Annotated in this window: 8 protein-coding genes; 3 read left to right on the top strand and 5 right to left on the bottom strand. The window is 73.9% G+C overall.

Translation table 11 applies throughout. From position 1 onward, the window contains the following. Positions 1-9: 9 nt before the first annotated feature. Positions 10-2,121 carry a HelD family protein gene (locus ACIRQ7_RS04935; RefSeq protein ID WP_404260127.1) on the bottom strand — a complete coding sequence of 704 codons (2,112 nt, stop codon included), beginning with the start codon at positions 2,119-2,121 and terminating at the stop codon, positions 10-12. Between the two features lie 422 nt (positions 2,122-2,543). On the opposite strand from ACIRQ7_RS04935, the gene ACIRQ7_RS04930 reads away from it, so the two are divergent. Then, the gene (locus tag ACIRQ7_RS04930) at positions 2,544-2,753 is read left to right on the top strand and encodes a hypothetical protein (protein ID WP_404259868.1); all 210 of its coding nucleotides are present in this window, start codon (positions 2,544-2,546) and stop codon (positions 2,751-2,753) included. A gap of 246 nt (positions 2,754-2,999) precedes the next feature. Beyond that, a complete protein-coding gene (locus ACIRQ7_RS04925) occupies positions 3,000-4,283 on the top strand; it encodes a glycosyltransferase 87 family protein (protein WP_404259867.1) in 1,284 nt (427 codons plus the stop codon). A gap of 82 nt (positions 4,284-4,365) precedes the next feature. On the opposite strand, the gene ACIRQ7_RS04920 is transcribed toward ACIRQ7_RS04925, so the two are convergent. Together ACIRQ7_RS04920 and ACIRQ7_RS04915 are read right to left on the bottom strand one after the other, a co-directional pair. Then, entirely contained in the window at positions 4,366-6,018 is a 1,653-nt protein-coding gene (locus ACIRQ7_RS04920) for a DNA repair helicase XPB (RefSeq protein WP_404259866.1), read from the bottom strand. A gap of 178 nt (positions 6,019-6,196) precedes the next feature. Then, a complete protein-coding gene (locus ACIRQ7_RS04915) occupies positions 6,197-8,746 on the bottom strand; it encodes a helicase-associated domain-containing protein (protein WP_404259865.1) in 2,550 nt (849 codons plus the stop codon). 300 nt (positions 8,747-9,046) lie between these two features. On the opposite strand from ACIRQ7_RS04915, the gene ACIRQ7_RS04910 reads away from it, so the two are divergent. Further along, complete coding sequence (locus ACIRQ7_RS04910) at positions 9,047-10,261, top strand: hypothetical protein (RefSeq protein WP_404259863.1); 1,215 nt, start codon at positions 9,047-9,049, stop codon at positions 10,259-10,261. 85 nt (positions 10,262-10,346) lie between these two features. Here ACIRQ7_RS04910 and ACIRQ7_RS04905 read toward each other — a convergent pair whose 3' ends face one another. Continuing rightward, the gene (locus ACIRQ7_RS04905) at positions 10,347-11,435 is read right to left on the bottom strand and encodes an ABC transporter substrate-binding protein (RefSeq protein WP_404259862.1); all 1,089 of its coding nucleotides are present in this window, start codon (positions 11,433-11,435) and stop codon (positions 10,347-10,349) included. A gap of 62 nt (positions 11,436-11,497) precedes the next feature. After that, complete coding sequence (locus tag ACIRQ7_RS04900; RefSeq protein WP_404260125.1) at positions 11,498-12,355, bottom strand: ABC transporter ATP-binding protein; 858 nt, start codon at positions 12,353-12,355, stop codon at positions 11,498-11,500. Positions 12,356-12,384: the final 29 nt, after the last annotated feature.

Below are 12,384 nucleotides of genomic sequence, written 5' to 3'. Positions count from 1 at the left end.
CCTGCGGTCTCAGCCTGCCGCCGGCCGCCCCGGCCGCCCCGGCCGCCCCGGCTGTCCCAACTGCTCCGGCAGGTCCGCCGAGTGGACCACCGTCAGGCCCGAGACCGGGCGGGTCAGGCAGACGTACAGCCGTCGCAGGCCGGTCCGATCGTCCGGTTCGCCGTCGACGATCGCGGCCGGCTCGTCGAGCACCACGTAGTCGTACTCCAGGCCCTTGGCGAGGGTGGCCGGTACCAGCGTCAGCCGGGACGCGGCCGAGGTCTCCTCGCCGGGCGCCAGCCAGCTGATGCCCGCCGCCTCAAGCGCCGCACGCAGCAACGGAATACGGGCCTCGGCCGCGATCAGGCCGATCGACCCCTCCTTCGTCAGCGCGTCCTGGCAGGCGGCGAGGACCGAGGCGTCCAGATCGTCCGCCGCGACCGCGCGGATCTCGAAGTCGCCCGCGGACTCCCGGATCGAGGTGGCCTCCGCCAGGTCGGGGGCGATGGCGGGCAGCAGCCGGGACGCGTACGCGATGACCTCCCGCGGCACACGGAAGCCCTGCGTCAGTTCCTCGACGGTCGAGCCCGGCTTGCCCAGGTGGGCCAGGGCCTCCTCCCAGGTGTTGGTCGCCCACGGGGTGGTGCCCTGCGCGATGTCGCCGAGCACGGTCGCCGAACCCGTGCTGCAGCGGCGGCCCACCGCGCGGTACTGCATGGGGGAGAGGTCCTGCGCCTCGTCCAGGACCACATGGCCCAGCGAGGGCGTACGCGCCACCAGGTCCATCGCCTCGTCGATCAGCACCGCGTCGGCGGACGACCACTTGGCGCTCTTCGCGCTCCTGGCGGGCTTGGCCCACAGGATCGTCTTCTGCTCCTCGGGCGTCAGGATTCCGGCCGCCTGCGCGGCGAGGAAGTCGGCGTCACCCAGCAGGCGCAGCACCAGCTTCGCCGGATCGACCGGCGGCCAGACCGCTTTGACCGTGGCCTTCACCGCGGGATTGCGCGCCACCGCGTCCTGCACCCGGTCGTCCGGGGCCTCGCCCGCCTGTTCCATGCGGACGAGGACGGCGTGCGCGATCCGCTGCGGCAGCGCGTCGTGCGCCGCGCCGTAGCGGATCTCACGGTCCATCAACTCCTGGACGATCTCTTCGAGTTCATACGCGGGCACGCGCCACCGGCGGGAGCCGCGGACCACCACGCAGGGTTCCTCGGGCATCGTGATGTGCGAACGGATGGCCCGCCGCAGCACCTGAGCCATCCGGGCGTCGCCCTTGACCGTCGCCGCGGCGGCGTCGTCCGCCCCGCGGACCTCCACATGCCCGACCAGGGTGTCGACCGTCGCCTGTTTGACCTCCAGCTCGCCGAGCGCGGGCAGCACCTGCTCGATGTAGTGCAGGAAGGAGTCGTTCGGGCCGATGACGAGGGTGCCGGAACGGGCCAGCCGCTCGCGGTGCGCATACAGCAGATAGGCGACACGGTGCAGGCCCACGGCTGTCTTCCCGGTGCCCGGCGCTCCCTGGACGCAGACCGAGCCGCCGATCCCGGCGCGCACGATCTCGTCCTGCTCCGGCTGGATCGTCGCGACGATGTCCCGCATCGGGCCGACGCGCGGCCGCTCGATCTCCGACTGGAGGAGCCGGCTGGTCTGTTCGGCCTCCGCCGGGTCCGTGAGGTGCTCGTCCTCGTACGCGGTCAGCTCGCCGCCCGTGTAGCCGAACCTGCGGCGCAGCCTGAGATCCATCGGGGCCTTCTTGGAGGCCCGGTAGAACGGCTGGGAGACGGGCGCGCGCCAGTCGATGACCATCGGGTCGCCGTCCGCGTCGTGGACGTGGCGGCGCCCGATGTAGAAGTTCTCGCCGGACGCGCCCTCGGCGACGGCGAGGCCGGGGGCGTGGAGGTAGTCGAGGCGGCCGAAGAAGAGCGGGGTGTGCGAGAGATCGGCGAGGGCCTTGATGCGGGCGTCGATCTCGCCCTGGAGGACCTCGGCGTTGACCCAGTTCGCGGTGACGTCGCGGATGTTCAGCGCTTCGGCGTCGGCGCGCATGGCGCGCAGCGCGGAACGGGAGGAGACGAGGTGGGCGCGTTCGCGCTGGAGGGGGTCGTCCCCGGGGTGCTGTGGTTCGTGGGCGTGCGAGGGCACGGCGTTGCCTCCGGTGAGATGTGCTGCGGCGGGCACGCGACGCACGGAGCGGCACGGCGGGCCGGCGTCGGTGCGTCGGGCGGGTCATCGGCAATGCGAAGGACCGGCCGGTTTCCGTCCGGTCGGCGGCACTCCTCGACGGGAGGCAGGGCAGACGCGCGATTGTAGTCAGCAGCTATCACGCGCGCCAACGGATATTTCGGTGGCCGGGGCGGCAGGGCGGGCCGTGCGCCGCGCGGATGCCGCAGGGCGCGGCGGACAGCCGTCTTCGGGCATGCGCCCCTGAGAGCGCCCCCAGCTGCGCCGTCGCGGCGCGTCCCTCTCCCGTAGGGGCCGGGTGGGTCCGGAGACGGACGTACGGCCCATGCGAGATGGACCCATGGACCGATGTGCGGCAATCGCGTGAAATTCATGATGGAGACATGAGCAGCGCAATGATGACTCCCGCCACCGCACACCCACCCTCACTGCATCCGGTCAGGGGCGCCACCGCCCTCGGCCCCGACCCCGCCCGCGGCGCGCAGCACGCCCACGCGAACCGCCACTGGGTCGGCAACTCCCTCCGCGCCGTCAAGGTCTTCGTCACCTCCGCCTTCAGCGTCGTGATCCTCGGCGAGTACGCCGACGGCTGACGCCGCACCCCCGCCCCTTGTCCACGCCCGCCCACGCCAGCCCCCGCCCGCCCGCACCCCGCCCACCCTCCAAGCCCCGCAGGCCTGCGCCCTACGACCGCATTCGTGCACACCACGCACACTCGCGAGCAGGAATCCGATCCCGTGCCGACATCCGGATGACCGGAAACCGTTACGGACGGTCGCCCTCGATCCACTAGCGTCGCCGCAAAGAGCTCGCTCAGGGCGACGAGGAGGGGACAACGGGTGTCTGCCGCCGACGGCACACAGGCGTGGACGTGGAGGCGGACCTGGGCGCTGAGCGTCGCCAGCCCCCGCCGATTGGTGCTCACCGCGGCGCTGCTCGCGGCATCGTTCGCCGGACTCTGGGCGCTCTACGAGGTCCAGCCGCTCCCGATGTCCGACATAGCGGTCTACCGCGCGGAGGGCGAAGCCGCCGCTTCCGGCGGCGATCTCTACGGCTTCGCCGTCACCAAGTGGTCACTTCCGGCCACCTACCCGCCGTTCGCCGCGCTGCTCTTCATCCCCACGAGCTGGGTCGAGCTCAGCACCCTCAAAGTCACCTGCGTGCTGGTCAACGCCGCGCTGCTCGCCCTCCTGGTCCACCTGTCCTGCAAGGCCGCCGGCCTGCGCAAGGCCGCCCACACCGCGCCGGTCCTCCTCGCCGCCACCGCCCTCGGCCTGTGGCTCGAACCGGTCTTCCAGACCTTCGTCTTCGGCCAGATCAACCTCGCCCTGACCTGCCTGGTCCTGTGGGACCTCTCCCGCCCGGACGGCGCCCGCTTCAAGGGCTTCGCCACCGGCCTCGCGGCAGGCATCAAACTCACCCCCGCGATCTTCGCCGTCTATCTCCTCGTCACCGGCCGGGTGAAGGCCGCCTTCACCGCGCTCGCCGGATTCGTCGTCTCCGTGCTCATCGGTCTGCTGGTCCTGCCCGGCGCGAGCCTGGAATTCTGGACCCGGCGGATGTTCGAGACGGACCGGGTCGGCAAGGTCTGGGTCGTCGACAACCAGTCCCTGCAAGGCCTGATCGCCCGGGTCCTGCACACCCCCGCCCCCGGCCTCCTCTGGATGGCGGCCGCGGCCCTCACCGCCGCGGCCGGGCTCTACACCGCCCGTCGCGTCTACCTACGGCGCGGCCTGGACAGCTGGGGCGTGCTCTGCACGTCCGTCACCGCGCTGCTGATCTCGCCGATCAGCTGGTCCCACCACTGGGTCTGGTGCGTGCCGCTGCTCGCCGCGCTCGCCGCCCGCACCCGGGGCGTCCGCCGGCGCCGCGTGCTGCTGGCCGCCGTCACCCTCGTCTTCACGGCCCGCACGCTGTGGATAGTGCCGCACAGCGGTGACCTCGACCTGCACTACGCGTGGTGGCAGCAGCCGCTCGCCGCGCCGTATCCGCTGCTCGGCCTGGCCGTGCTGGCCGCGCTGCTGTGGTGGACCCGCACCACCCCCGGCCGTCCCGACGGATCCGGCCGGATCCCGCTGCTGCGCACCGACCACGAACTGAGCACCCGGGCGGGCGGGAGCTGAGCCGCGCGGGCCGGGCCCCGCGGGGCCCGGCACGGACCGGGCGCCCCGCGGGGCCGCCGCCTCCGCGCGGCCCCGCACTCCCTCAGACGTCCTCGCCGGCCGACAGCAGATCGTGCGAGTCGACGATGCGGTAGGCGTACCCCTGCTCGGCCAGGAAGCGCTGGCGGTGCGCCGCGAAGTCCTGGTCGATGGTGTCGCGGGCGACGACCGAATAGAACCGCGCCTCGTGCCCGTCCGCCTTCGGACGCAGCACCCGGCCCAGCCGCTGCGCCTCCTCCTGGCGGGATCCGAACGTGCCGGACACCTGGATGGCGACCGTCGCCTCCGGCAGGTCGATGGAGAAGTTCGCGACCTTGGAGACGACCAGCACCGAGATCTCCCCCTCGCGGAACGCCCCGAAGAGCTTCTCCCGCTGCGCGTTCGTCGTCTCGCCCTTGATCACCGGAGCGTTCAGATGCTCGCCCAGCTCGTCCAGCTGGTCGATGTACTGCCCGATGACCAGCGTCTGCTCGCCCTGATGCTTACGGACCAGCGCCTCGGTGACCCGCTGCTTGCTGGCCGTCGTCGCACAGAAGCGGTACTTCTCCTCCGTCTCGGCCGTCGCGTACGCCAGCCGCTCGGAGTCGGTCAGATTGACCCGCACCTCGACGCAGTCGGCGGGCGCGATGTACCCCTGCGCCTCGATCTCCTTCCACGGAGCGTCGAACCGCTTCGGGCCGATCAGCGAGAACACATCCGACTCGCGGCCGTCCTCGCGCACCAGCGTCGCGGTCAGGCCCAGCCGCCGCCGCGCCTGCAGATCGGCGGTGAACTTGAAGACGGGGGCCGGCAGCAGATGCACCTCGTCGTAGATGACCAGGCCCCAGTCCCGCGAATCGAAGAGTTCCAGGTGCGGATAGACACCCTTCCGCTTCGTCGTCAGCACCTGATAGGTGGCGATGGTGACCGGCCGGATCTCCTTCTTCGTGCCGCTGTACTCGCCGATCTCGTCCTCGGTCAGCGACGTCCGCTTCACCAGCTCGTGCTTCCACTGCCGCGCCGAGACCGTGTTCGTCACCAGGATCAGCGTGGTGGCCTTCGCCTGGGCCATCGCCCCGGCCCCCACCAGCGTCTTTCCCGCGCCGCACGGCAGCACGACGACACCCGAACCGCCGTGCCAGAACCCCTCCACGGCCTGCTGCTGATAGGGCCGCAGCGCCCAGCCGTCCTCGGCCAGCTCGATCTGATGCGCCTCACCGTCGACATAACCGGCGAGGTCCTCGGCCGGCCAGCCCAGCTTGAGCAGCGTCTGCTTGATCTGCCCGCGCTCGGAGGGATGGACGACCACCGAATCCGGGTCGAGCCGCGCGCCGACCAGCGGCGCCACCTTCTTCGACCGCAGGATCTCCTCCAGCACCGGGCGGTCGGTGGTGGTCAGCACCAGGCCGTGCGTCGGGTGCTTGCTGAGGGTGAGCCGGCCGTAACGGGACATCGTCTCGGCGATGTCCACCAGCAGCGCGTGCGGCACGGGATACCGCGAGAACTGCACCAGCGCGTCCACGACCTGCTCCGCGTCGTGTCCGGCGGCCCGCGCGTTCCACAGCCCCAGCGGGGTGACGCGGTAGGTATGGATGTGCTCCGGGGCTCGCTCCAGCTCGGCGAAGGGCGCGATGGATCGCCGGCAGGCGTCCGCCAGCTCGTGGTCCACCTCCAGGAGCAGCGTTTTGTCGCTCTGGACGATGAGAGGTCCGTTCACGCGCCTCGCCTTTCGCTTCCCGGCCATCGACCCGACCGCATGTCCGGCCGTGGATACGACCAAACGTCCAGTGTGCCGCATCGCGGTGACAGGACGCCCCGGCTCCGATCATCCCGGCCCCCGGCCTCGGGGGAACGGGCGCGCTCGGGCCGCGCCGCCCCGGTGAGCGCCCTCGCCCTCAGGCCGAGTCGTCCGCCAGTTCCGCCACGCCGGTGATCCGGTGCAGGGGGTAGGTGCGGACCTCGTCGGAGGTGTGGTCGTAGGCGGTGACGAAGCCGCCCTCGACGCGTACGGGGGCGATGACGCGCTGGCTGGCCGCGCCGTCGGCGTTGACGTAGCCGATCCAGACGGCGGAGTTGGTGAGGACGGCGGCCTGCATGGTGGCGAGGGTCTCGGCCGAGGTGGTGCGGGGGAGGGCGCCGGAGGACGGGGCGGGGGCGGCGTGCAGGGGCTTGCGCTCGGCGGTGGCGGCGAGGTCGCCGGCCCGGATGGCGCGTACGGCCGCTTCGAGGAGGCCGGGGTCGGGGGACGGCGGGCCGTCGGGGACCGGGGCGGGCGCGGTGCGCGGCGGGGTGCGGTAGGAGTCGGCGCGGGCGATCAGGACGTCACCCTCGGCGGATTCGGCGGCCGGGGCGTAGCCCATCGCCCGCAGGCCGTCGAGGAGTTGGTCCGGGGAGGTCTGCGCGGCGAGCACCGTCGGGGCGAGCCGGCGCAGGCGCAGGGCGGCGGCGCGGCGGTCGGCGAGGATCTCGGAGAGCAGTGCGTCGTCGTCGCAGCGGACGTAGGCGGAGGCGGCGCCGATCCTCAACTGGCCGTGTTTGCGGGCCACATCGTCGATGAGGTAGGCGAGCGGCTGCGGGACCGGGGTGCGGGAGTGGGTGGTGAGGAATTCCTGGAGTTCGGCGGCGGAGCGGCCGGTGTCCAGGGCGCGGCGTACGGAGGCGGGGGTGAAGCGGTAGACCGTGGCGCCGCCCTTGGACTCGACGTCGGCGAGCACGCCGAGTGCCTCGGCGAGCGGGCGCAGCAGCGGGCCGGGGGCAACCGCGGTCAGGTCCGCCTGGAGGAGGACGTGGTCGAGCGGTTCGGGCAGGTGCGGCGCGAGCAGGTCGGCGGCACGGGTCGCCGCGGTCGCGGTCTCGGCGGAGGTGGGGACGTCCGACGCGGGTGCGGAGTCGAGCAGCGCGCGGCCGTGGGCGGCGAGCGCGCCGCGGCCGGTCACCCCGAGCAACTCGGCCTCGGTGAGGGCCCATTGGGCGAGGCGGGAGCGGAGGTCGTCGGCCGGGGGAAGGGTGCCGGCGGGGGAGGCGGCGTAGCTCGGGCCCCCGGTGGCCTGCCCGGCGCCCGGTGCGGCGGGGCCGGGGACCGCGCCCGCCGAGGGTGATCCGCCGCGCAGCGGGCGCTCCCAGCGGAGGCGGGCGAGGACCGCCGTGGCGGGTACGGAGGCGCCCGGCGGCAGGTCGGCGAGGAGGGCGAGGGCGCGGCGGCGTACCTCGGGGGCCGGGGAGCGGTCGAGGTGCGGGCCGAGGGCGGCGAGGGCGCGGCCCTTGGCGTCGGCGGTGCCGACGACTCCCGGGGTGCGGGTCGCGGACAGCCAGCCCGCGGCGAGCGCGGCCCAGCGCGCGTGGTCGGGGAGCTGCAGCCAGTCCTCGGCCGCCGGGGTGGCGGCGTACCGTTCGTCCGCCTCGCCGTCCGAGGCCACCAGGCCCGCCGCGTAGGCGAGTTCGAGCCAGAAGGCGGCGAGCTGCTCGGTGGTGTCCAGGGCGGTGGCGGTGCGCTTGAGGTCGCGGACGCTCAGCCCGCCGGCGCGCAGCACGGCGGGGCCGCCGAGGTCCCACTCCTTGAGGAGTTCCTCGACGGTCGCCAGCGCCGTGAACGCCTGGCCGGCCGCGGCGTTGTCCACAAGCTGTGGATCACGTTCCTTGACGGGCGCGAGGGCCGGCGGCACCGGCTCCGGGGTGTGATGCGCGCGCCCCGCGCGCAGATGGAGCGCCACCTCCCTGGGCAGTACGACATTGCGGGCACCCGCCGGGATCAGCAGACCGCGGTCCAGCAGCCACTGGAGGTGCGGGGCCGGCCGGTCGGTGACGCCGCCGTACGGCGGGCCCCACAGCAGCTTGTCCAGGACGGCGACGGATTCCGCGGGCGCGGTGTCGAGCAGCGCCGCCATCCGGCCGCGGTCGCCGAAGAGCGCGGACAGGGCGGCGACCGCGGTGACCGGGTCGTGCGTGCCGGGCAGCCCGGCCGCCGCGATGATGTCCTGCAGCCGCCCCGGCGACATTCCGGACGTGGCCTCGGCGACGGTCGGCCCGAGGCCCGTCGGGGAGGGGTGGGTGACGCTCGGCGTCAGCAGCTCACGGGCCGTCCGCACCAGCCGCAGCCGGTCGTCCGGGCCCCAGATCAGCGCCTGCGCACGCAGCGCGGCCACCGCACGGGGCAGCTCGGCGCTGATCGCCGCGTCACCGGCGTCCCCGGTCATCAGCGCGCCGAGGGTGTCGAAGGGGCACGGGTCGGGCGCCACCGCCAGCGCCTCGGCGGTCTGCAGCGCGAAGCGGTCGAGCCGCTCCACGGCGCGGATCACGGACGCCCGCGTCCCGGCCCGGGTCGCGAGCTGGGTGACATCGCCGGGCACCGGATTGAGCAGATCGGGCCGGGCCCGCAGCAGGCCGACGAGCCCGCTGTCGGTGCGGGTTCTGAGCTCCTCGGCGAGGGTGCGGGGTGTACTGGTCATTCGTCCTACGTTAGCGGTGCCGGGGATGCCGGGTCACCGGTCCGGCGCGGCGCCGCCTCCGGGACGGGCGTACGGGCCGTCCACCGGCGGCCACGGGGCGGGGCGGACGCGGGCCCGACGGTTGCGTCGGCGGGCGCGGCGGACTGCGGATGCCCCACGGGGGAGGGAGGACGGCGCGGCGCTCTCCTTCCCGGGGCACACGCTGCGGTCCGTGGCGGTCGGGTCCGGCGGACCGCGGTCCGGGTGGCGGTCGAAGGGGTACCGTCGAGGCAGCAACCAGCGCACGCCGCAGGGGATTTCGTGGGGATCGAGAGCGATCAGCTCGTCTTTGACTATTTGAGCCGGGTGGGCGACCTGGCCCAGCAGCGTGGCCTGCCCTCCGGCAGCCGGATGCGGCTGGTGGCCGGGCTGCGGTCCGAGATCGATGCGCAGAAGGCCGACACGGTGTCCGGCGTGAAGCGGATCCTGTCGCGGCTGGGCACGCCGGAGGCGGTGGTGACGGCCGCCGGGCAGGGCGACGGGCCCGCGTCCGGGCAGCCCGGGCCGTCCACGGCCCCGCCCCGCGCCGTGCCCCTGACGCCGCGGGGGCCCGAAGCCCCCGACGGCCGGGCGGACGCACCGGAGAAGGGCGGCGGGACGGGCCGGCGCGGCGGCCTCGGCAGCGGCCTGACCGGGGGACTGGTGAGCGGGCTGATGGGCGGCCTGACCGGCAAGCTGCCGTCGCCGCGGGACACCGGCAAGCCGGAGGAGCCGCCCGCGCCCCGCACGGGTGCCTCGCCGCCGCATCTCGCGGGACCGGACGAACTGGGCGACGGGGACGACAGGCCGGACTGGTGGCGGGTGGACCCGGCGCCCTTCGGGCCGGGCGAGACGGTCCCCGGGTTCGTCGGCGGCATCGAGATCCCGGAGATGTGGGAACAGCCGGAGGGCGAGGGACCGAAGGGCAAGGGGTCGAAGGGCAAGGGCCCGCTGTCCGTGGAGAAGGGCGGCGTCGGCGGCCCCGAGGCGGCCGCGACGGGCCCCGACGATGCGGACGGGGACGACGAGGAGGACGAGGCGGCGCGGCCGCTTCCCGGACTCCTGCGGCGGACCCTGACCCGGCGCCGTGCCGCGCCGGTCGAGGACGTGGCCGAGCCGGCGGCGGAGGCGGAGGCCGTCGGGCCGGTGCCGCTCCGGGCGTGGCTGAGCCCGGTGCTGGGGCTGGCTGTGCTGCTGCTGGCGGCCGGTGCGCTGATGGGCTCGTGGATCGCACTGGGCGCGGGCTGGGTGCTGGCGTATGTGTCGCGGCGGCTGACCCGGACGGAGGCCAAGTTCGCGGCGCTGGGGGTGCCGGGGATCGTCGTCGCGGGCCTCCTCGTCTGGCTGTGGGGGCGCATGGACGGCCGCTGGGGTGAGCCGATCGCCCAGGGGAAGCTCGGGCCGGAGCTGATGGACGGGCTGCCGGGGATGGCCCGGGTCGCGGCCGTCGCCTCCGCGCTGTTCCTGGTGTGGCGGATGCGGCGCACGGCGAGGTGAGGGGCGGGCCGGGGGCCGAGCGGGCGTCCGGTCCGCTCGGCTTCCGGCAGGCCGCCTGTCGGGCTCGCTCATTCCTGGCGCTGCGTCACTTCTTCGCCAGGCGCTGCTGGATCTCGTCCAGGATGTCGCCGGCCGCGGTGTAGCCGATGCCCTGGATCCACAGCTGGTCGTCGACGCGGAAGGACCTGCCGCCCTGGACGGCCGTCATGTTCTTCCACAGCGGGCCGCCGGTGACCTGGGCCTCCTTGGATTTCTCCGGGCTGCCGTAACCGGCGTAGAAGACGGCGTCCGCGTCGGCCTTGGTCATCTGCTCGGCGCTGACCTCCACCATCAGACCGTCCTTGGCGCCGTCGACGACGTCGGTGGGGCCGGTGCCGATGTCCGCGAGAACGGTGCCGATGTAGCTCTGGCAGCCGTAGATACGGGTGTCGGCGCCCTCGACGAAGCGGACGATGTTCGTCCGGATCTTCCGGGCCTTCGCGGCACCCCCCAGCGCCTTGGTGACCCTCCCGGCGTGCGCGTCGTACGCGGCGACGGTCTTCCTCGCCTCGGGGATCCTGCCGAGCGCGTCGGCGTGCGTGGCGAAGTTCTGCTTCCAGGGGTAGCCGGTGGTCTCGGTCATCACCGTCGGGGCGATCTTCGTGAGCTGGTCGTAGCGCCCGCCGTCGCGGACCTTGCTGGTCAGGATCAGATCGGGCCGCAGCGCCGCGACCGCCTCCAGGTTCGGGGCGCCGATCTTGCCGACGTCCTTGATGCCGGCGACCTTGTCCCTGGGGAGGTAGTCCAGGAATCCCGAGGCGACGTCCGAGCGGGTCGCGCCGACCGGCTGCACGCCGAGCGTGACGGCGGAGTCCAGCTCGGCGGTGTCCAGGACGACCACCCGCTTCGGGGTGTTCGGCACCTTCACCCCGCCCATCGCCGTCCGCACCGTGTGCGTGCCGGCGCCGGACACCGGGCGGGCCCAGCCGGTCGTGGGCTGCTTCGGGCAGTCGGCGGCCTTGAAGGAACCGCCGGACCCGGACCCGGAACCGCCGCCGGAACCGCAGGCGGACAGGGCCAGGGCGGCGGCGAGCGCGGTGCCGGCGGCGACGGCGGCACGGCGCCGCGCGGCCTGCGCGCAGGTGCGCCCGTGGACGATCGGGGGGACTCGCTTGGCAGCTGCGGAGCGGGACATCACAGGCCCTTTCGGCTCGACGGGGGCGGACAGGCGGACGGGGAGGGGAGCGGGGGCGAGCGTCACTCCCGTCGCGACGGCTGCCGGGACGGAGAGCTGCGGGAGGCCCCGGGCTGCCAGGGGCGGCCCGGCACGACCAGCGGCGAGCCCGTCACCGGATCCGGGACGACCACCGCCTCCAGGCCGAACACCTCGCGGACGAGGTCTGCGGTGACGACCTCGTCCGGGCGCCCCTGGGCGACGATCCGGCCGGCCTCCATCGCCACCAGGTGGTCGGCGTAGCGGGCGGCCTGATTGAGGTCGTGGAGCACGGCGACGACGGTGCGGCCCCGGTCGTGGTTCAACTCCCGTACCAGATCGAGGACTTCGACCTGATGGGCGATGTCCAGATACGTCGTCGGCTCGTCCAGGAGCAGCAGCTCCGTCTCCTGGGCCAGCGCCATCGCGATCCACACCCGCTGCCGCTGGCCGCCGGAGAGTTCGTCGACCGCCCGCTCCGCCAACTGCTCGACATCGGTGCGCCGCATCGCCTCGGTGACCGCGCGCTCGTCGTCCGGCGACCACTGCTGCCACCAGCGCTGATGCGGCTGCCGGCCACGGGCGACCAGGTCGCCGACAGTGATCGCCTCGGGGGCGACGGGCGTCTGCGGCAGCAGGCCCACAGACCGGGCGATCTTCCTGGTGGGGATGCGTGCCAGGTCCGCGCCGTCGAGGAGCACGGCACCGCGGCGTGGTCTCAGCAGCCGGCCCAGGGCGCGCAGCAGCGTCGACTTGCCGCAGGCGTTGGGGCCCACGACGACGGTGACCGCGCCGTGCGGCACGTCCAGGTCGAGGCCCTCGACGACCGCACGGTCCTCGTAGGCGAGCGTCAGATCGCGCGCCGTGAGCCGGCTCGTGACGCCGTCACCGGCCTGTGTGATCACGCCCGCCTCGCCGCTTACGTGGCGCT

Source organism: Streptomyces sp. NPDC101393 (genome assembly GCF_044767385.1).
Lineage (GTDB): Bacteria > Actinomycetota > Actinomycetes > Streptomycetales > Streptomycetaceae > Streptomyces.
This window is presented reverse-complemented; position numbering and strand designations above follow the sequence as displayed.

Excerpts from the sequence above, each read along its gene's own strand:
- ACIRQ7_RS04930 (WP_404259868.1), top strand. The coding sequence starts at position 2,544 with ATGAGCAGCGCAATGATGACTCCCGCCACCGCACACCCACCCTCACTG.
- ACIRQ7_RS04905 (WP_404259862.1), bottom strand. The coding sequence starts at position 11,435 with ATGTCCCGCTCCGCAGCTGCCAAGCGAGTCCCCCCGATCGTCCACGGG.
- ACIRQ7_RS04915 (WP_404259865.1), bottom strand. The coding sequence starts at position 8,746 with ATGACCAGTACACCCCGCACCCTCGCCGAGGAGCTCAGAACCCGCACC.